The organism is Paractinoplanes brasiliensis, assembly GCF_004362215.1.
GTDB lineage: Bacteria > Actinomycetota > Actinomycetes > Mycobacteriales > Micromonosporaceae > Actinoplanes > Actinoplanes brasiliensis.
This window is the reverse complement of record NZ_SNWR01000001.1, coordinates 5,770,266-5,788,606: the sequence shown is the minus strand read 5'-3', so window position 1 is coordinate 5,788,606 and position 18,341 is coordinate 5,770,266. Positions and strand designations below refer to the sequence as shown.

The window sequence follows — 18,341 nt, the reverse complement described above, 5'->3', positions numbered from 1 at the left end:
TTCGCATTACGAGAGGATTTCAGGCGTCCCGGGCGAACAAATCCCCTTGGACCGTGCCGGAGGGCGGCGTCTTTCCCAGGTGTGCCCAGCCAGCCTCGGTCGCGACCCGCCCACGCGGCGTCCGGGCGAGCAAGCCGGCCCGTACGAGGAAAGGCTCGCAGACCTCCTCGACCGTGTCGGACTGCTCGCCGACGGCAACCGCCAGCGTGGACAGACCCACCGGGCCACCCTTGAACGACTCGATCAACGCGCGCAACACGGCCCGGTCCAGCCGATCGAGGCCCAGAGCGTCCACGTCGTACACCTTGAGCGCCGCCCGAGCCGTCTCCTCGGTCACCACCCCGTCGGCGCGCACCTCGGCGAAGTCCCGCACCCGCCGGAGCAGGCGGTTCGCAATACGCGGAGTGCCCCGCGAACGCCCGGCGATCTCGGCCGCGCCGCCCGCCGTGATCGGCACCCCGAGGATGCGGGCCGAGCGGTGCAGCAACGCGTCAAGATCCTCCGGTGAGTAGAAGTCCAGGTGCGCCACGAAGCCGAACCGGTCACGCATCGGCCCTGACAGCAGCCCCGCCCGGGTCGTCGCCCCCACCAGCGTGAACGGCTCGACGTCGATCGGAATCGCGGTCGCCCCGGGCCCCTTGCCCACGATGACGTCGACCCGGAAATCCTCCATCGCGCTGTACAGCAACTCCTCAGCCGGCTTGGCGATGCGGTGGATCTCGTCGATGAACAGCACATCACCGGGGCCGAGGCTGGTCAGGATCGCGGCCAGATCGCCCGACCGCTCGATCACCGGCCCACTGGTCGTCCGAATCCCCGTCCCCAGCTCCGCCGCCGTGATGTTGGCCAGCGTCGTCTTACCTAAGCCAGGCGGGCCTGAGAGCAGGATGTGGTCGGGTGGGGTGCCGCGGCCCATGGCGCCCTTGAGGAGGAGTTCGAGCTGGTCGCGCACCCGGTGCTGAGCGATGAAGTCGGCCAGCCGGCGGGGGCGGACGCTGGCCTCGGCGTCGAGGTCCTCGTCGTCCGCGTCGGGGGAGACCAGCTCGCTCATCGGGACTTGCCCAGCAGCCGGATGGCCTGGCGCAGCAGCACGGGCACGGGCGGAACCTCGCCGTCGATGCCCTCGGCGACGGCGGCGACCGCCTGGTCGGCCTGGGCGGCTGTCCAGCCCAGCGCGAGCACGCCCTGGCGCACCTGTTCCTGCCAGGCGCCGTGCAGCACGCCGGCCGGGCCGCCGTCGGCGATCGGCATCGGGCCGATGCGGTCGCGCAGCTCGAGGACCATGCGTTCGGCGCCTTTCTTGCCGATGCCGGGGACCCGGGTCAGTGTGGCCAGGTCACCCCCGGCGATGGCCCGGCGTACGGTCTCGGGCTGGTGCACGGCCAGCACTGCCTGGGCCAAGCGGGGGCCGACGCCGCTCGCGGTCTGCAGCAGCTCGAACAGATGTTTCTCGTCGTCGTCGGCGAAGCCGTACAGGGTCAGCGAGTCCTCCCGTACGACCATGCTGGTGGCGAGCCGGGCCTCGGCGCCGGTCTTGAGGCCGGCGAGGGTGCCTGGGGCGCACTGCACCCGCAGGCCGACGCCGCCGACCTCGATGACCGCGCTGTCCGGCGCGATCGCCGCCACCACCCCGCGCACGCTGGCAATCATCGCTTCCTGACCCCTTTACGAGCTGCGGCCACCGCGGCCGCCTGAATGCGGGCGCGGGTGCCGCCGCGCCAGATGTGGCAGATGGCGAGGGCGAGCGCGTCGGCGGCGTCGGCCGGCTTGGGCGGCGCGTCGAGCGACAGCAGCCGGGTGACCATCGCCGTCACCTGCGCCTTGCCGGCCTGACCGGAGCCGGTGACGGCGGCCTTCACCTCGCTGGGCGTGTACGTCTCGACGGGCAGCCCGGCACGCGCCCCGGCCAGCACACCGACCGCGCTGGCCTGGGCCGTGCCCATCACCGTACGCACGTTGTGCTGGGAAAAGACCCGCTCGACGGCGACGCTGTCGGGTTTGTGTTCGGCCACGAGCTCGCCCAGCGACCGGTCGAGGTGCAGCAGGCGCAGCGAGATGTCGTCGTCCGGCTCGGTGTAGACCACGTAGTAGCCGATCAGCTTGCACGGCCGGCCCGGCACGCCCTCGACGACCCCGACCCCGCAACGGGTGAGACCCGGGTCGATCCCGAGCACGCGCACCACGGACCTCCCCTGCCTCACGTACGTGTGTTCGACACCTTAGTACGCGACCCACTTGCGCCCGGTGGCGACACGCCTCGACGATGAGGGAGGGGGTGAGTCATGTATCTCGTTCCGCCCATGGACGACGAGCCGCCGCCGGAGTACGTCGACTTCGTCACCCACCACCTCGACGACCTGCGCCGCGAGACGAACCGGCTGGTCGGCGGCGACACCGAGGCCGCCCACATCTACATGGACGTGCTGGCCGACGTGGCTTGCCATTGGCGCCGTCTGGCGTGGCGCCGGCGGCTGCTGGGCCGGCCGCACGCCGTGCGCGAATACATGCAACACCGTTTGGCCGTACGCACGAAGCAGTGGCGCGACGAGCAGATCTACGAGGTCGACGTGCGGGTCCTCCCGCCGCCCGCGTACTCCCCCGCCTTCTACCGGCGGGGCGGCAGCCTGGCCCTGCGCAAGGCGGAGCTGATCCCGGGCACGGTCCGTCGCGGTGTGGTCGCGAGCGCCGACGCGGGAATAGCGTGGTGTCAGGCGTACCGGCGGCAGCAGTGGCACGCGGTGGGCCGCCGGATCGTGTTAGGGGTGCTTCTCATCGCCACGATGATCCAGACCATGCAGTGGCTCTCGGTGGATTACTGACAATTGCCTTCAGACATAGACGAGCGACATTAGCCGGCCGCAATATCGGGATACTCGGCCTCGAGCTCGGAGAGCAACACGTTGCGTTCCCTGCCGTAGATCGGTTCGCCGCCGGCGAGCAGCAGCCGATGCACGAACACGAAGGCGTCGTCGTCGGCCCGGTCGGGCGTGCGGTCGACGATCCAGTACTCGGGGATGCCGTGCTCGGCGTACCAGGCGGCCTTGTCGGTGTACTCGCCGTTGGCCGCGCCCTCGGAGACGATCTCGACGACGAGGCTGAACGAGCTCGCGGGCAGGTTGGAGTAGGTCGCCAGGCCGGGTGGCAGGCGGGAGACGACGCCGAGGTCGGGCACGCGGTTGTCGCGCGGCCGGTCACCCCGTACGCCGGGATCTTGAAAGACGTTGAGGCCCGACGCGTGCAACATCAGCAGGACGCGGCGCGCCATGACCTTGTGCCAGAAGCTGGAGGGCGCGGCGATGACGAGGTTGCCCTCGCGGAGTTCGTAACGGTAGGGCTTGGGCAGCGACGCGAGGTCGTCGACGTCGAGGTCCTCGATGGGCGGCAGCGAGAGGCCGGACATGGCGGGTCACTCCCCGGCGGATACGGCGAAGCGGGGCCGATCACCGATCGGCCCCGCCACCATACTGTGTGTCAGGCGTCGATGGCCGCCATGACCTCGTCGCTGATGTCCGCGTTCGGGTAGACCTCTTGCACGTCGTCGCAGTCGTCGAGCGCGTCGACCAGCTTGAGGAACTTGCGCGCGGCCTCCTCGTCGAGCGGCACGGTCATCGTGGGCAGCAGCGAGGAGTCGGCCGAGTCGTAGTCGATGCCGGCGTCCTGCAGGGCGGTGCGCACCGCGACCAGGTCGGTCGGCTCGCTGACCACCTCGAACGAGTCGCCGAGGTCGTTGATCTCTTCGGCGCCGGCGTCGAGCACGGCCAGCATCAGGTCGTCCTCGCTGAGGCCGGCCTTGGGGACGATCACGACGCCCTTGCGGTTGAACAGGTACGACACGCTGCCGGCGTCGGCGAACGTGCCACCGTTGCGGGTCAGCGCCGTGCGTACCTCGGTGGCCGCGCGGTTGCGGTTGTCGGTGAGGCACTCGATCAGCAGGGCGACACCGTTGGGGCCGTACCCCTCGTACATGATCGTCTGCCAGTCGGCGCCACCGGCCTCGAGGCCCGAGCCGCGCTTGACCGCGTTGTCGATGTTGCTGTTGGGGACCGAGCTCTTCTTCGCCTTCTGGATGGCGTCGTAGAGCGTGGGGTTACCGGCCGGGTCCCCACCGCCGGTGCGCGCCGCGACCTCGATGTTCTTGATCAGCTTGGCGAACATCTTGCCGCGCTTGGCGTCGATGACGGCCTTCTTGTGCTTGGTCGTCGCCCATTTTGAGTGGCCGGACATGCGAAACCTCCGAGTCGTGCCTAAACGTCTACGGCCTGGCGGACCATCTCGACGAAGTACCGGTGGACGCGGAGGTCGCCGGTGAGCTCCGGGTGGAAAGCCGTGGCGAGCAGGTTCCCCTGCCGAACGGCGACAATCCTACCGGCGGCCGGACCGCCGGTGACGCGACCCAACACCCGTACGTCGTCGCCGACCTCCTCCACCCACGGCGCGCGGATGAAGACGGCGTGGAAATCCCCGCCCTCGATGTCGTCGATCGCCACGTCGCCCTCGAACGAGTCGACCTGCCGGCCGAACGCGTTGCGCCGCACGGTCATGTCGATGCCGTGGAACGATTCCTGGTCGGGCCGCCCGTCGAGCACCGTCGACGCCAGCATGATCATGCCCGCGCACGACCCGTAGACCGGCATCCCGTCGGCGATCCGCTTGCGGACCGGATCGAGCAGCCCGAACGCCACGGCCAGCTTGCTGATGGCGGTCGACTCCCCACCCGGGATGACCAGCGCCTCGACGTCGGCCAGCTCCTCGGGCCGGCGGACCGGACGGGCCAGCACGTCGCTCTCGGCCAGCGCGGCGAGGTGTTCGCGCACGTCGCCCTGCAGGGCCAGCACTCCGATGTTCACGACGGCCAGCTTAAGCTCGGGCCGTGTTCGCCTTGCGCCGGGTGCGCGACCACATCGACCGGCACAGCGCGCGCGATCTCACGCTCGGTGAGCTGGCCGCGCTGGCCGGCATGTCGCGCTGTCATCTCGTGCGAGCATTCCGGACCGCGTACGGGGAAACTCCCATGCGCTACGTGTCGCGCCGGCGCATCGCCGAGGCCCAGGAGCTTCTGCGGCACGCCAACCTGACCGTCACCGAGGTGTGCATGGCGGTCGGCTTCTCGTCGCTGGGCTCGTTCTCGTCGCGGTTCACCGCCCTGGTCGGCGAGAGCCCGCTGGCCTATCAGCGGCGCTACGCGGACGGGGCGCCGCACATTCCGGGGTGCTGGCTGTTCATGCACGGGGTGATATCAATTTCGGAGAAGCCCGGGACGCCGGTACGGCCTAGCGTCGAACCATGATTCTCAACGTCTCGCTGATGACCGTGTACTGCCTCGACCAGGAGGCCACCCGCGACTTCTACGTACGTCATCTGGGGTTCGAGCCCCGGGTGGACGCACGCATGGGTGAGATGCGGTGGGTCACACTGGCCCACCCCAACCAGCCCGAGCTCGAGCTGACGCTGATGACGCCCGGCCCGCCGCTGTCGCCGGAGGCCGCCGCGTTCATCCGGGGACAGCTGGAGGCGGGACAGATGGGCGGGTTCGGCCTGCGGGTCGACGACTGCCGCAAGACCCACGCGGAGCTGGTCTCGGCGGGGGTGGAATTCCTGCAGGAGCCGGCCGATCGCCCGTACGGGGTGGAGGCGGTGATGCGGGACAACACAGGCAACTGGCTGGTGCTGGTCGAGAAGAAGGACTTCAACCCGGCCGACCTCGGGTAGCCGGCGGCGGGCAGGCCACCGGGGGGTCGATTGGCCATCGGTGGGGACGGGTGGCGTGGTTACGATCCGGCTGACCCATCACCTGTCTGAGGAGCGAGTTTTCCCATGTCTGACAACCAGCCCGCCGTCGGGACCGCGCGGGTCAAGCGTGGTATGGCGGAGATGCTCAAGGGCGGCGTGATCATGGATGTCGTCACGCCGGAGCAGGCGAAGATCGCTGAGGATGCGGGGGCCGTGGCGGTCATGGCCCTGGAGCGGGTGCCCGCCGACATCCGTGCGCAGGGTGGCGTGTCACGGATGTCCGACCCCGACATGATCGACGGGATCATCAACGCCGTGTCGATCCCGGTGATGGCCAAGGCCCGGATCGGGCACTTCGTCGAGGCGCAGGTCCTGCAGGCGCTCGGCGTCGACTACGTGGACGAGTCCGAGGTGCTGACCCCGGCCGACTACGCCAACCACATCGACAAGTGGAACTTCACGGTGCCGTTCGTCTGCGGCGCCACCAACCTGGGTGAGGCGCTGCGCCGCATCACCGAGGGCGCGGCCATGATCCGGTCGAAGGGCGAGGCCGGCACGGGTGACGTCTCCAACGCGACCACCCACATGCGCAAGATCCGGCAGGAGATCCGGCGGCTGCAGACGCTGCCCGAGGACGAGCTGTTCGTCGCGGCGAAAGAGCTTCAGGCCCCGTACGAGCTGGTTCGCGAGGTGGCCGAACTGGGCAAGCTGCCGGTGGTGCTGTTCACCGCGGGCGGCATCGCGACCCCGGCCGACGCGGCGATGATGATGCAGCTGGGCGCCGAGGGTGTGTTCGTCGGCTCCGGCATCTTCAAGTCGGGCAACCCGGCCCAGCGCGCGGCCGCGATCGTCAAGGCCACCACCTTCCACGACGACCCGGACGTGCTGGCCAAGGTGTCGCGCGGCCTGGGCGAGGCCATGGTCGGCATCAACGTCGAGGACGAGCCCGTGCCGCACCGCCTGTCCGAGCGCGGCTGGTAAAGGCTCGGCAGGCAAAGCGGCCGGCAAGAACGCCGCCGGGAAAGCTCAGACCGGCTCGAGAGGGGCCGCCGGAACCGAAGCCGGAGCAGGAACGGCCGGCGGCATCGGTGGCTCCTCGATGTCGAAATACTGCGGGCGCGGGTAACGCCGGGCCAGCCGCAGAGCGCGTACGAGCGGACGGTGGCGAGCGGTCAGAGCATCGCGTACGAGATCGGTGTGCACCTGCCGGGCGAGCACCACCCGCCGGCTGGAGGCCACGAGCGTGCGGGTGGCGGGATCCGTGCCCGACAACGTGATCGCCTGCAACTGGCGGGTCAGGTCGTTCTCGGCGGACTCGCGTTCGTCGGGGTCGGCGTCGAGGGCGAGCCGCGCCGCAGCGTAGAGCTCGACGATGTCGGCCTGCTCGGCGACGACGGCCGCCGCCGCGGCCCGGCGCATCAGGTGGGCGTCGAGGGCCCGCTCGGCCGACTGGGCGCGCACGTGCACCCGCTCGACGCGGTGAGCCGTCCAGCCCAGGTAGGCGGCGAGCAGCACGACCGCCGCCACGACACCCAGGACCCACCACATGGCCGGAATCGTAGTGCCCCGGGGCTCGCCGGTGTCATTCGCCGGAACGTGGTTCGTCCCACTCCTCGTCCATGACCCGCCCGTCGGTGGCCTCTATCGCCGTTGCGTACACCTCGAGGACACGCTGCGCGACCGATGTCCAGTCGAACGCCAAGACCGCGCTCGATGCCGCCTCGGACAGGCCCGCCCGCCGGGCCGGGTCGGAGAGCAGCGCGTCGAGCAGGCCACACAGCGCCTCGGCGTCACCGGTGGGGAAGAGCGCCCCGGCACGGCCGCCGTCGAGCACCCGCCGGAAGGCGTCCAGGTCGCTGGCCGCGATCGCCGTTCCGGCCGCCATGGCCTCGGTCAGGATCATCCCGAAGCTCTCGCCCCCGGTGTTCGGCGCCACGTAGACATCGACACTACGCAACATGCGAGCCTTGTCCGATTCGGGGACAAGTCCTAGAAACACCACCCGATCATGCAGATCAACCGGAATTTCGTGGTAAAGGTCGTCTCGGTCGCCGGGACCGGCGACGAGCAGCCGCAATCCCGGCCGCCGGCGAGCCAAGGGGACAAAAGCCGCACGCAAGATGTCGAACCCCTTGCGAGGCTCGGTGAACCGCCCGAGGAACCCCAGCGAACCACCCTCTCCGGGCCACCCGTCGAGGGGCAAGGCCGAGGCGAACTTGCTGACAGCAACCCCGTTGGGGATCTCCACCGCTCCCCCGCCGAGATGCTCGACCTGCACCTTCCGCGCCAGCTCACTGACAGCGATCCGCGCCGTGATCTTCTCGACCACCAGCTGCAGCATCCCCTGAGCAGCGGAAAGCGCCCGCGAACGCGTCATGGCGGTATGGAAGGTGGCGACCACCGGCCCCCGCGCCGACAGCACCGCCAGCAGCGAGAGGCTGAGCGTCATCGGCTCGTGCACGTGCAGCACGTCGAACCGCCCGGCCTTGAGCCAGCGCCGCACCCGCGCTGTCGACACCGGCCCGAACGCGATGCGGGCGACCGACCCGTTGTAGGGCAGCGGCACGGCGCGTCCGGCCGAGACCACGTACGGGGGAAGTTCCGCGTCCTCGTCGGCCGGGGCCAGCACGCTCACCTCGTGCCCCAGCCCGATCAGCGCCTCGGACAGGTCCATGATGTGGTTCTGAACGCCGCCGGGCACGTCGAACGAGTAGGGCGAGACGATCCCGATCCGCATGTCCCGGCTCCCTACAACCACAGTTTCTGCAGCATGTGCCAGTCCTGCGGGTGCTCGGCGATGCCGATGGCGAACGCGTCGGCGAGCATCTGGGTGGTGGCCTTGACCCGTACGTCGAGCGGGCCCTCGGTCGCCGGCGTGATGCGGCGCAGCACCGCCCGGGTCTGCGTCTCGGTGAAGTACAGGTCGACCGCGTACAGGGGCGCCCCTGTACGGATGGCCAGGATCGCGGGCCCGGCCGGCATCCGGGTACGCCCGCCGAAGAACGTCACCTCGACGCCGTTGCGGGACAGGTCACGATCGCCCAGCAGGCACACCGCGTACCCCTGGCCCAGCCGTTCGGCCAGCACCTCGAGCGGGGCGCGCCGGCCCCCGGTGAGCGGCAGCACCTCCATGCCGAGCTTTCTGCGGTACGCGAGGAACTGCTCGTACACGCCCTCGGGCTTGAGCCGTTCGGCCACGGTGACCATGCGCCAGTCGTGCGACACCAGCCACGCGGCGGCCGCGTCCCAGTTGCCGACGTGCGGCAGGGCGAGCACGACCCCCTTGCCGTCGGTGATCGCCGACTTGAGCTCGGAGTAGTTCTCGTCGGACATGCCGAAGCCGTCGAGGAAGTGCTGCCGGGTCTGCGAGGGCAGCCGGAACGCCTCCAGCCAGTACCGCGCGTACGAACGCAGCCCGTCCCGCACCAGCAGGTCGTCCATGTCCGGTTTGACCTGCCGCAGGTTGCGCCGCAGCCGCTGGGTGCCCGGACCGTTTCTCGCGTACGCGCGGTCGGCCCCGAACTGGAAGAGACGGCGCGCCAAGGGCAGCGGAAGGGCCCGCGTGACCCGCCACCCGGCCGCGTAGCCCCACTCGATCAGCCGGTCCTTCACGCAGTGGGTTCCTTCGCCGGCGCGGGCTCCGTGCGGTGCGCGTGGATCAGCCGCTGGAACACGGTGACGATCGACAGCGCGGCCAGCACCCAGAGCGCGGCCGGCAGGCCCCATTCCAGCCCAGCCCCGCCGAGCAGGCCGCCGACACCCACGATGAGCAGCCGCTCGAGGCGCTCGGCGATGCCGACGTCGGCGTCGAGCCCGAGGCTCTGGGCGCGCGCCTTCACGTACGACACGACCTGACCGGCGGCCAGGCTGACCAGGGCCGCGATCATCCCCCCGTACGGGTTGCCCTCGGTGTGCAGGTAGTAGACGACCGCGCCGAAGACGGCCGCGTCGGCGATGCGGTCCATCGACGAGTCGAGCAGGGCGCCGTACTTGCTCGATCCGCCGCGCATCCGGGCCATCGTGCCGTCGAGCGCGTCGGTCAGGGCGAAGAAGGTGACGATGGCCGTGCCCCAGATGAGGTGGCCCCTCGCACCGAACGAGGCGCCGAACAGCACGCCGACGGTGCCGGCGACGGTGACCGCGTTGGGCGTGACGCCGATCCGCAGCAGGAATCGGGCGAGTGGATTCACGCCGTAGGCGATGACGGCGCGCGCGGGTACTTGAACGATCTTTGCCATGGCCGTCCCACCATATCGGCCGAGGCGCCGGTCCCCGGCGTCCGGTGAGCGGCCTTGGCCGTATCGTCATTTCTGTGACGCTCCGCCACCACAAAGGGTTGCCCTTCGGACACTCGCGGGTGTGGGATTCAGTAAGAGCGTCGTAACAGTCACGTAATGGACTTCGTCGGCCGCGCGCGGGAGCCCGGCCCCGAAGGACCTCGAACCGGACGGGAGCGGCCGCCATGGCGCAGAAGACCTCGGAGAAGGGGCTCAACGGCGCGACGGCGCCGGTGGTGACCGAGCCCGGCAGAGTACGCAACGTGGTGCTGGTGGGACACTCCGGCGCGGGCAAGACCACCCTGGTCGAGGCCCTGCTGGCGGCCACCGGGACGATTTCCCGGGCCGGCTCGGTGACCGACGGCACCACGGTGACCGACCACGACCCCGCCGCGATCCGTCAGCAGCGCTCGGTCGCGCTGTCGTGCGCGCCGGTCGTGCACCGGGACGTCAAGATCAACCTGCTCGACACCCCCGGTTATGCCGACTTCGTCGGGGAGCTGCGCGCCGGCCTGCGGGCCGCGGACGCCGCGCTCTTCGTGGTCTCGGCCGTCGACGGGGTCGACGACGCCACCGTCGCGCTGTGGGAGGAGTGCGCCGCGGTCGGTATGCCCCGGGCGGTGGCGATCACGCGGCTCGACCACCCGCGCGCCGACTACGAGGACACCCTGGCCGGCGTGCAGGAGGCGTTCGGTGAGAACGTGATGCCGATCTACCAGCCCATGCTCGGCGACGACGGTGTCTCCGTGGCCGGCCTGATCGGCCTGGTCACGCTGCGGGTGCTCGACTACTCCGAGGGGTATCCGCCGCGCGAGGGCGAGGCCGAGCCCGAGCACCTCAACCCGATCGCCGACGACCGCAACGCGCTCATCGAGGGGGTCATCGCCGAGAGCGAGGACGAATCCCTGATGGACCGCTATCTCGGCGGCGAACTGATCAGCACGGCGACGCTGCTGCCGGACCTCGAGAAAGCGGTCGCCCGGGGCAACTTCTATCCGGTCATCCCGGTCTGCGCGGGCACCGGCGTGGGGCTCGACGCGCTGCTCGACGGCCTGGTCAGCGCCGCGCCGTCGCCGCTGGAGCACGAGCTGCCGGTGGTCACCGGCGTCGACGGCTCGGCTCGCCCGCCGCTGACCTGCGACCCCGACGGCCCACTGGTGGCCGAGGTGGTCAAGACCACGATCGACAGGCACGTGGGCCGGGTCTCGCTCGTACGGGTGTTCTCCGGCACCCTGCGGCCGGAGCAGACGCTGCACGTCTCGGGGCACGGCATGGCCGACCGCGGCCACCCCGACCACGACGCCGACGAGCGGGTCGCCCACATCTACTCCCCTCTCGGCGCCCAGCTGCGCGAGGTCGGCCAGTGCGTCGCCGGCGACATCTGCGCGATCACCAAGTCGGGCAGCGCCGAGACCGGCGACACGCTCAGCAGCAAGGACCTGCCGCTGCTGATGGAGCCGTGGACGATGCCGGAACCGCTGCTGCCGATCGCCGTGGTCGCCAAGTCGCGCTCGGACGAGGACGCCCTGGCCAAGAACCTCGCCCGCCTGGTCGCCGGCGACCCGACCATGCGGCTGGAACGCAACCCCGACACCCACCAGCTGGTGCTCTGGACCATGGGCGAGTCGCACGCCGACGTGGTGCTCGACCGGCTGCGCTCGGGCGGGGTCGAGCTCGACACCGAGCCGGTCAAGGTGGCCTTGCGCGAGACCTTCGGCTGCGAGTCGCAGGGGCACGGGCGGCACGTGAAGCAGTCCGGCGGCCACGGCCAGTACGCGGTGTGCGACATCCGGGTCGAGCCGCTGCCCCGCGGGTCCGGCTTCGAGTTCGTCGACAAGGTGGTCGGCGGCGCGGTGCCGCACAACTACATCCCCTCGGTCGAGAAGGGGGTGCGGGCCCAGCTCGAACGCGGGCTGGCGGCCGGCTGCCCGGTGGTCGACCTGCGGGTGACCCTGTACGACGGCAAGGCGCACAGCGTCGACTCGTCGGATGCCGCGTTCCAGACCGCCGGTGCGCTCGCGCTGCGCGAAGCCGCCGCGAACGGGCAGGTCACGCTGCTCGAACCGATCGACGAGATCGTGGTGCGGGTGCCCGACACGTACGTGGGCGCGGTGATGAGCGACCTCTCCGGGCGCCGCGGCCGGCCGCTCGGCACCGAGAACGACGGCGACGGCACGCACAGCCTGGTCCGCGCCGAGGTGCCCGCCACCGAGCTGGTGCGTTACGCCGTCGAGCTACGAGCCCTCTCCTCCGGCGCGGGCACCTTCACCCGCACGTACGCCCGCCACGAACCCATGCCCGTGCACCTGGCAGAAGCCTTCAAAAAGGAGCAGACGGTCAAGTGACCGGCCACGCGCCGATCAACAGGCGGCGGGTCTCGCCGAGCAGCTGCGGGAGCACCTTGGTCTGACCGACCACCGACATGAAGTTCGCGTCGCCGCCCCACCTCGGCACGATGTGCTGGTGCAGGTGGGCGGCGATCCCCGCGCCCGCGACGGCGCCCTGGTTCATGCCCAGGTTGAAGCCGTGCGGGCTGCTGATCGACCGGATCACGCGCATCGCCGTACGGGTGAAGGAAGCCACCTCGACCGTCTCGGCGTCGGTGAGGTCGGTGTAGTCGGCCACGTGCCGGTAGGGGCAGACCATGACGTGCCCGGGGTTGTACGGATAGAGGTTGAGCACGGCGAACACGAGCTCGCCGCGCGCCACGACCAGGCTGGTCGCCTCGGGCTCGGCCGGCGCCAGGCAGAACGGGCAGCCGTCGGGACGGCCCTCGCCGGTGACGTAGTCGAGGCGGTGCGGGGTCCAGAGCCGCTCGAGGCCGTCGGGGTCGCTCACACGGGCACCCTACGTCAGCGACCGGGTCAGGCCTGGGCGGTCAGCCACCCGGGCAGCGGCTCACGGGCCGCTCGCCAGCGCGCCGGGATGCCGTCGCTGCCCGTGTACGCCGTCACGACTCCCCCGGCGATGGCACAGGTGGTGTCGACGTCGCCGCCCGCGCGGATGCAGGCCCCGATCGCCCCCGGATAGTCGTCGAGGAACCGGTCGGCCACCCAGAGCGCGAACGGCACGGTGTCGCGCGCCATGGCCCGGGCGCCGTTTCCCAGCTCGTACGCCACCTCGCCGGCAGAGTTCAGGCGGGTGGCCGCCACCAGACCGTCACGCACGAGCCCGTCGGGCGTGTAGGCCGCCACGGCGCTCAGCAGGGCGGGACGCACCCCGTCGAGCCGGCCGGCCGCCGCCAGCGCCGCGGCCACCGTCACCGCCACTCCCCCGGCGATGCCCTCGGCGTGCGCATGGGTGACCTCGGCGGCCCGGGCCCCCTGCGCGGCAGCGTGGGCCGGCGAGTCGGCGTGCCAGGCGCCGAGCGGGGCGGCCCGCATGGCAGCGCCGTTGCCGGCCGAGCCCTGCCCGTCGAAGGCCGCGGCGGCCGCGATGGGCCAGGGCAGCCCCTCGCGGATCTCGCGGAGCATGACGACCGCGCCGGGACCGTAACCGCGGTAGGGGTCGTGACGCCGGCCCAGCAGCTCGGCGAAGCCGTCCCGGTCGAAGTCACCCTCGGCGAGCACCGCGACGAGGCAGCAGGCCTCCTCGGTGTCGTCCGTCCACGGCCAGGGCGCGGCCGGCGGGTCGGCCGGGTCGACGGGCGCGACGAAATGCTGGGCGCCCAGCGCGTCGCCGACGCTCAGGCCGGCCAGGCTGTCGAGGGCCAGCGCGCGGCGCGTATCGGGAAAAAGAGTGAATGACATCGGCACAACGGATGGTATTCCACCACGCTCAGTAATCGAAGAGTGTCCCTGCATCACCGGTTAGGACCTGGTTGCCCGGGGCAGTACCTTCTTCGCATGGCCACGGTGTTGCTCGTCGAAGACGATCACGTCGTGCGCGGCGCCATGCTCCGATCGCTCGCCGACCGGGGGCATGCCGTGCACGCCGTCGGCACGGCGCTGGACGCTCTGCGGCGGGTCGCCGCCGAGACGCCCGACCTCGTCGTGCTCGACCTCGGTCTGCCCGACCTGGACGGTTCCGACGCGCTGCGCATGCTGCGCGGCATCACGGACGTGCCGATCATCATCGCCACCGCGCGCGACGACGAACAGACCGTCGTGCGGCTCCTGCGAGCCGGCGCCGACGACTACATGGTCAAGCCGTTCACCGGCGCCCACCTCGACGCGCGCATCGCCACGGTGCTGCGGCGCGTGGGCCGGGCCAGCCGCACCGCCCAGCCCGCCGTGCACGAGGTCGGCGAGCTGCGGGTGGACATCGGCGAGCGCAGCGCGACCCTGGCCGAGCAGCCGCTCGCGCTGACGCGTAAGGAGTTCGACCTGCTGGCCTACCTGGCTGCCCGCCCGGGCCGGGTGGTGTCCCGTCGTGAGCTGTTGGAGGAGGTATGGCGACAGCCATCGGTCGGCGAGGATCAGACGATCGACGTTCATCTGTACTGGCTGCGTCGGAAACTGGGCGAGTCCGCGGCGAAGCCTCGTTACCTGCGCACCGTGCGGGGAGTCGGATTCCGGTTGGTGGCGCCGGACTGAGGGGCCGCCTGGCCTACATCACCGCCGCGACCACCGCCGTCGCCGCTCTCGTGTTCCTCGTCCCGCTCGGCTGGGAGATGCGCGAGGACCGTCGCGAACAGGCGATGAGCTCGGCCGCGCAGCAGAGCGCCCGGGTGGCCGGCGCGATCACGGCCGGCGCGAACGGCAAGGGCCTGGGCGCGGTGACCGCCGGCAGCGAGGGCCGGGTCAAGGTGTACGCGCCGGGCGTGACGTCGGGCGGCCGGGCCACCGGTGACGAGGTCCGGCACGCGGCGACCAGCGGGTCGACCGTGACGCAGGACGTCGACGGCGGCGTCGCGCGGCTCGAGCCGGTCACGGCCGGGGCCCGTACGTTCGTGGTCGAGGTCTTCGTGCCCGGCAGCGAGCTCACCGACGGCGCCGCGGGCGACTGGTGGCTGTTGCTCGGCATCGCGCTGGTGCTGGTGGCGGGCAGTGTCGTGGTGGTCGACCGGCTGGCCCGGGGGCGGTCAACTCCGCTCGCAGCCTGGTGCACGCGGCCATGGCCGTGGGCGGCGGCGACCTGGGCGTGCGCATCCAGCCGTCCGGGCCCCGCGAGCTGGCCGAGGCCGGTTACGCGTTCAACCGCATGGCCGACCGCCTGGTGACCTCGCGCACCAGCGAGCGCGAGATGGTGGCCGACCTGTCGCACCGGCTGCGCACCCCGCTGACGGCGCTGCGCCTGGACGCCGAGGCCCTCGACCCCGACGACACCCAGATCATCAGCCTGAGCCCCGACGAGGTCGACCGGCGGCGCGGCATCCGGCGCATCCGGCAGGCCATCGTGACGCTGGAGGGTGAGGTCAACGAGCTGATCAACACGACCCGGCAGGCGGTCGCGGCTCAGGTCGCGGCGGCGCCCGAGACGGGGGTGTGTGACGCCAGCGAGGTCGTACGCGAACGGATGACGTTCTGGTCGGCGCTGGCCGGCGACCAGAACCGCAGCTACCGCGTGGTGGGCGCAAGTGTTCGCATTCCCGTGCCGGTTGCGCGGGCCGAACTGGCTGCCGCGTTGGACGCCGTTCTGGGTAATGTGTTCCGCTACACCCCCCAGGGCACGGCGTTCGAGGTGGGCATCTCACGGCGCGACGGCTGGGTCGCGGTGCGTGTCGACGACGCCGGGCCCGGCATTCCCGATCCGGAGAAGGCAATGCAACGTGGCCAGAGCAATCAGGGCTCGACCGGGCTCGGGCTCGACATCGCCCGCCGCGCGGCCCAGTCCACTGGCGGCTCGGTCAGCCTCGACCGCGCGGCCATGGGCGGCGCGAGCGTGGTCATGCTGTTCTCCGACGCCGAGGCCACGCCCAAGCAGGCGAGCCGTTTCGGCCTGGTCGGACGCCTGGCCCGGGAACGGGGCAGCCGACCTGCCCGATCCGAGTGAAGCGGACCAGATTCTTGCTTAGATCTGTATTAAAGGCGTTCCGCTCGCCGGGCCGGGCTGGCAGTGTTCCCCCCGATCCCATCCGGTCTTCCGGTTCGACGCCCGCACCCGCGAGCCGGCGAGGCCGCCGCGCGGTGAGGGGTGGTAACCCCATGACCACCTCCCACCGCGCCCCCGCACGGCTAGGAGAGCTTTTGCCCACGCACCGCGAACCGGTCCGGCGTGGTCACCGCCGGGCCGTTTCCCGGCGGCCCCACCGGCTGGTCCCGGTGGTGCTGGGACTGGCGTTGCTCGGCGTCGGCGGGGTCGTCGGGCCGAGCGTGGTCGACAACGTCGCGGGCAGCAACGGATCACGCCACTTCGCCCTGACCGCCCTGCCGGCCGACAAGCCCGATGAGGGCCTGGTCTACGAGGGGCTCAAGCCGGCCAAGGCGGGATCGCTCTGCGCCGGCTCGTACGAGCTGGACAAGCAGACCTGCACGCACGGCCCCGAGGAGGCGCCGGCCGGGCTCAAGGTTCGCCGAGGCGTCACCCCGGTGACCGCCAAGGCCCCCGAGCCCAAGGACCCCGTACGCGAGTCCGCCGCGGCCACCCCGACGGACGCCGAGATCGCCCGGGACGAGGGCGGCAGCGCCCTGACGGCCGACGCGCCGGCGCTGGTGCCCGACGTGACCCCCGGCGACGCCGACTTCATCATGGGCGTGCACGACGTGGCCTGCGAGGGCGACGGGCGCAGCGGCAAGCGGGTACAGGTGCTCTACCTGCACGAGTACGGCACGCCCAGCCGCTACACCGACTTCCTCGGCTCGATCCGCAACTGGGCGGCCGGCGTCGACCAGATCTTCGACGAGAGCGCGGCCGAGACCGGCGGCTCCCGGCACGTCCGCTTCGTGACCACCCCGCAGTGCCGGGTCGACGTGTCCGAGGTGCAGCTGCCGACCGGCGCGCTGGCGTCGTTCACCAGCAACATCGCCGCGCTGGCCAAGCTTGGTTACAACCGCACCGACCGGAAGTACCTGATGTTCGCCGACGCCACTGTCTACTGCGGCATCGCGACCTACATCGCCGACCGGCGGCCCGGCCTGGGCAACCGCAACAACGGCGGACCCTCGTACGGGCGGGTCGACTCCGGCTGCTGGAGCTCGGCCATGGCCGCCCATGAGCTGACCCACACGCTGGGCGCGACGCTGATCGACTCGCCCAACTCCAGCGGCGCCGGCGGTTGCCTCGACGACCACGACCTGCTCTGCGGCCCCGACCGCTCGGGCAAGCCGGTGCGTACGGTCTGCCCCAAGAAGAGCGAGATCCGGCTCGACTGCGGCAAGGACGACTACTTCAACACCAACCCGAAGCCGGGCAGCTACCTCGACGAGAACTGGAACATCGCGCGCAGCGAGTTCCTGCTGCGCAGCGACGGCGGCGACGACATCCCTGACACGATCGGCGCGCCGCTGCCTGCCGAGACTCCCGCCTCCGCCCCGGCCGAGCCGGCGCCCGGCAGGACCACCGGGCCCACGCCCGGGACGCCTCAGCCGGGCGAGGCCGACGGCGGTGGTGACGCCCCGCCGTCGCCGAGCGCGACGCCGAGCGCGCCGGTCCCCGGCGGTGAGCCCGGGACAGCGCCGTCCGCCCCGCCCGAGACCCCCGGCGCGGGCGGCGACGTGCCGTCGGTGCCGGTCGCGGCGACCACCGGCCCGCCGACCGAACCGGCCAACGGCGTGCAGGGCGGGCCGCTGCAGGCGGTCGTCGAGGTGCGCGACGCCACCAGCGGCTCGGTGCGGCTGAACTGGAGCGCGGCGTCCGCCGAGGCGACCTACCAGGTGTGGGTCGACAACCAGCCGGTGGCGACCACCAAGGCGACCCGGGCCCGGCTCATCGGCCTCAAGCCCGACGCGAAATACCAGGTGACGGTGAAGTCAGGCCCGAAGTACACGGCACGGGTCACCGCCGAGACGGCCCCCGCGGCCCGCCCGGCCGAGAACTCCTGGTTCACGCTGACCAACGCGCTCACCGGCGGCGCGGCCAACCTCTACGCGGCCCGCACCACGCCGGGCACGCCGATCACCCTGAGCGCGGCCGACGACGACGCCCAGCAGCAGTGGCAGCTCGTGCCGGCCGGCGACAAGACGTACCGGCTGGTCTCGCGGGCGACCGGCCAGTGTGTCGGCCCGCTGGGCCGGGAAACGGTCGCGGGCGAACCGCTCGTGCAGACCGAGTGCGACAACAGCGCGGCGCGGTGGACCCTGCAGGCCTCACCCTACGGGTTCAAGCTGCGCACCACGGACGGCGGCCTGGTGGCCGGCGTCGGCGACCAGCGGTACGGCGCCCACCGGGTGCTCGTGCTGCAGGCCGGCAACGACCAGCGGTACCAGAGCTGGACGGCGGTACCCGACTAGGCGG

General features: G+C 71.4%; 19 protein-coding genes and 1 pseudogene. 8 read left to right on the top strand and 12 right to left on the bottom strand.

All coding sequences use genetic code 11. The features are described 5' to 3' along the window. Window positions 1-19: 19 nt before the first annotated feature. The 3 genes from ruvB to ruvC are packed head-to-tail and all read right to left on the bottom strand — an operon-like array spanning window position 20 to window position 2,180. Window positions 20-1,051 carry a Holliday junction branch migration DNA helicase RuvB gene (gene ruvB / locus C8E87_RS26295; RefSeq protein WP_133875561.1) on the bottom strand — a complete coding sequence of 344 codons (1,032 nt, stop codon included), beginning with the start codon at window positions 1,049-1,051 and terminating at the stop codon, window positions 20-22. Beyond that, window positions 1,048-1,650, bottom strand: coding sequence for a Holliday junction branch migration protein RuvA (gene ruvA / locus C8E87_RS26290; RefSeq protein WP_133875560.1), 603 nt, complete (start codon window positions 1,648-1,650; stop codon window positions 1,048-1,050). Before ruvA ends, ruvB begins: the two co-directional genes overlap by 4 nt. Further along, a complete protein-coding gene (gene ruvC, locus C8E87_RS26285; RefSeq protein ID WP_133875559.1) occupies window positions 1,647-2,180 on the bottom strand; it encodes a crossover junction endodeoxyribonuclease RuvC in 534 nt (177 codons plus the stop codon). Before ruvC ends, ruvA begins: the two co-directional genes overlap by 4 nt. Before the next feature lie 102 nt (window positions 2,181-2,282). Here ruvC and C8E87_RS26280 point away from each other — a divergent pair, with 102 nt between their 5' ends. Next, window positions 2,283-2,819: a hypothetical protein gene (locus C8E87_RS26280; RefSeq protein WP_133875558.1), complete on the top strand. Its 537-nt coding sequence runs from the start codon at window positions 2,283-2,285 to the stop codon at window positions 2,817-2,819. A gap of 29 nt (window positions 2,820-2,848) precedes the next feature. Here C8E87_RS26280 and C8E87_RS26275 read toward each other — a convergent pair whose 3' ends face one another. The 3 genes from C8E87_RS26275 to pdxT form a co-directional block, all read right to left on the bottom strand. Further along, window positions 2,849-3,400, bottom strand: a complete 552-nt coding sequence (locus tag C8E87_RS26275) for a Uma2 family endonuclease (protein WP_133875557.1) — start codon at window positions 3,398-3,400, stop codon at window positions 2,849-2,851. Window positions 3,401-3,471: 71 nt separating this feature from the next. Next, window positions 3,472-4,224, bottom strand: coding sequence for a YebC/PmpR family DNA-binding transcriptional regulator (locus tag C8E87_RS26270; protein WP_133875556.1), 753 nt, complete (start codon window positions 4,222-4,224; stop codon window positions 3,472-3,474). 20 nt (window positions 4,225-4,244) lie between these two features. Further along, entirely contained in the window at window positions 4,245-4,856 is a 612-nt protein-coding gene (gene pdxT, locus C8E87_RS26265) for a pyridoxal 5'-phosphate synthase glutaminase subunit PdxT (protein WP_133875555.1), read from the bottom strand. 14 nt (window positions 4,857-4,870) lie between these two features. Between pdxT and C8E87_RS26260 the strand changes: the two genes are divergently transcribed. From C8E87_RS26260 to pdxS, 3 genes are all read left to right on the top strand, one after another. Beyond that, window positions 4,871-5,287, top strand: a complete 417-nt coding sequence (locus C8E87_RS26260; protein WP_133875554.1) for a helix-turn-helix domain-containing protein — start codon at window positions 4,871-4,873, stop codon at window positions 5,285-5,287. After that, window positions 5,284-5,709, top strand: coding sequence for a VOC family protein (locus C8E87_RS26255; RefSeq protein ID WP_133875553.1), 426 nt, complete (start codon window positions 5,284-5,286; stop codon window positions 5,707-5,709). The genes C8E87_RS26260 and C8E87_RS26255 overlap by 4 nt, the downstream gene beginning before the upstream one ends. Before the next feature lie 105 nt (window positions 5,710-5,814). Continuing rightward, window positions 5,815-6,711 (top strand): pyridoxal 5'-phosphate synthase lyase subunit PdxS, encoded by an 897-nt coding sequence (pdxS, locus tag C8E87_RS26250; protein ID WP_133875552.1) that lies wholly within the window; start codon window positions 5,815-5,817, stop codon window positions 6,709-6,711. 45 nt (window positions 6,712-6,756) lie between these two features. Here the strand turns inward: pdxS and C8E87_RS26245 are convergent, their stop codons facing one another. From C8E87_RS26245 to pgsA, 4 genes are read right to left on the bottom strand one after another with little or no spacing between them, the layout of a single operon-like run. Further along, window positions 6,757-7,287 (bottom strand): hypothetical protein, encoded by a 531-nt coding sequence (locus C8E87_RS26245; protein ID WP_133875551.1) that lies wholly within the window; start codon window positions 7,285-7,287, stop codon window positions 6,757-6,759. A 25-nt stretch (window positions 7,288-7,312) separates the two neighbouring features. Continuing rightward, entirely contained in the window at window positions 7,313-8,467 is a 1,155-nt protein-coding gene (locus C8E87_RS26240; RefSeq protein WP_133875550.1) for a glycosyltransferase family 4 protein, read from the bottom strand. Window positions 8,468-8,478: 11 nt separating this feature from the next. After that, window positions 8,479-9,342, bottom strand: a complete 864-nt coding sequence (locus C8E87_RS26235) for a phosphatidylinositol mannoside acyltransferase (RefSeq protein WP_239079997.1) — start codon at window positions 9,340-9,342, stop codon at window positions 8,479-8,481. Continuing rightward, a complete protein-coding gene (gene pgsA, locus C8E87_RS26230) occupies window positions 9,339-9,968 on the bottom strand; it encodes a phosphatidylinositol phosphate synthase (protein WP_133875548.1) in 630 nt (209 codons plus the stop codon). The genes C8E87_RS26235 and pgsA overlap by 4 nt, the downstream gene beginning before the upstream one ends. A gap of 224 nt (window positions 9,969-10,192) precedes the next feature. Here pgsA and C8E87_RS26225 point away from each other — a divergent pair, with 224 nt between their 5' ends. Beyond that, entirely contained in the window at window positions 10,193-12,352 is a 2,160-nt protein-coding gene (locus tag C8E87_RS26225; protein ID WP_133875547.1) for an elongation factor G-like protein EF-G2, read from the top strand. Here C8E87_RS26225 and C8E87_RS26220 read toward each other — a convergent pair. After that, a complete protein-coding gene (locus tag C8E87_RS26220; protein WP_133875546.1) occupies window positions 12,345-12,845 on the bottom strand; it encodes an HIT family protein in 501 nt (166 codons plus the stop codon). The genes C8E87_RS26225 and C8E87_RS26220 overlap by 8 nt on opposite strands. Before the next feature lie 26 nt (window positions 12,846-12,871). Then, window positions 12,872-13,756 (bottom strand): ADP-ribosylglycohydrolase family protein, encoded by an 885-nt coding sequence (locus C8E87_RS26215; protein ID WP_133875545.1) that lies wholly within the window; start codon window positions 13,754-13,756, stop codon window positions 12,872-12,874. Window positions 13,757-13,852: 96 nt separating this feature from the next. Between C8E87_RS26215 and C8E87_RS26210 the strand changes: the two genes are divergently transcribed. The 3 genes and pseudogenes from C8E87_RS26210 (at window position 13,853) to C8E87_RS26200 (ending at window position 18,337) form a co-directional block, all read left to right on the top strand. After that, window positions 13,853-14,542 (top strand): response regulator transcription factor, encoded by a 690-nt coding sequence (locus C8E87_RS26210; protein WP_133875544.1) that lies wholly within the window; start codon window positions 13,853-13,855, stop codon window positions 14,540-14,542. 77 nt (window positions 14,543-14,619) lie between these two features. After that, a pseudogene (locus C8E87_RS26205) lies at window positions 14,620-15,941 on the top strand (HAMP domain-containing sensor histidine kinase). Between the two features lie 152 nt (window positions 15,942-16,093). Further along, complete coding sequence (locus C8E87_RS26200) at window positions 16,094-18,337, top strand: RICIN domain-containing protein (RefSeq protein WP_133875543.1); 2,244 nt, start codon at window positions 16,094-16,096, stop codon at window positions 18,335-18,337. Window positions 18,338-18,341: the final 4 nt, after the last annotated feature.

Coding starts and splice junctions, on each gene's coding strand:
- C8E87_RS26200 (WP_133875543.1), top strand. CDS start 16,094: ATGACCACCTCCCACCGCGCCCCCGCACGGCTAGGAGAGCTTTTGCCC.
- pdxS (WP_133875552.1), top strand. CDS start 5,815: ATGTCTGACAACCAGCCCGCCGTCGGGACCGCGCGGGTCAAGCGTGGT.
- ruvB (WP_133875561.1), bottom strand. CDS start 1,051: ATGAGCGAGCTGGTCTCCCCCGACGCGGACGACGAGGACCTCGACGCC.
- C8E87_RS26240 (WP_133875550.1), bottom strand. CDS start 8,467: ATGCGGATCGGGATCGTCTCGCCCTACTCGTTCGACGTGCCCGGCGGC.
- C8E87_RS26210 (WP_133875544.1), top strand. CDS start 13,853: ATGGCCACGGTGTTGCTCGTCGAAGACGATCACGTCGTGCGCGGCGCC.
- C8E87_RS26280 (WP_133875558.1), top strand. CDS start 2,283: ATGTATCTCGTTCCGCCCATGGACGACGAGCCGCCGCCGGAGTACGTC.
- pgsA (WP_133875548.1), bottom strand. CDS start 9,968: ATGGCAAAGATCGTTCAAGTACCCGCGCGCGCCGTCATCGCCTACGGC.
- C8E87_RS26275 (WP_133875557.1), bottom strand. CDS start 3,400: ATGTCCGGCCTCTCGCTGCCGCCCATCGAGGACCTCGACGTCGACGAC.
- C8E87_RS26270 (WP_133875556.1), bottom strand. CDS start 4,224: ATGTCCGGCCACTCAAAATGGGCGACGACCAAGCACAAGAAGGCCGTC.
- C8E87_RS26215 (WP_133875545.1), bottom strand. CDS start 13,756: ATGTCATTCACTCTTTTTCCCGATACGCGCCGCGCGCTGGCCCTCGAC.
- ruvA (WP_133875560.1), bottom strand. CDS start 1,650: ATGATTGCCAGCGTGCGCGGGGTGGTGGCGGCGATCGCGCCGGACAGC.
- C8E87_RS26225 (WP_133875547.1), top strand. CDS start 10,193: ATGGCGCAGAAGACCTCGGAGAAGGGGCTCAACGGCGCGACGGCGCCG.
- C8E87_RS26255 (WP_133875553.1), top strand. CDS start 5,284: ATGATTCTCAACGTCTCGCTGATGACCGTGTACTGCCTCGACCAGGAG.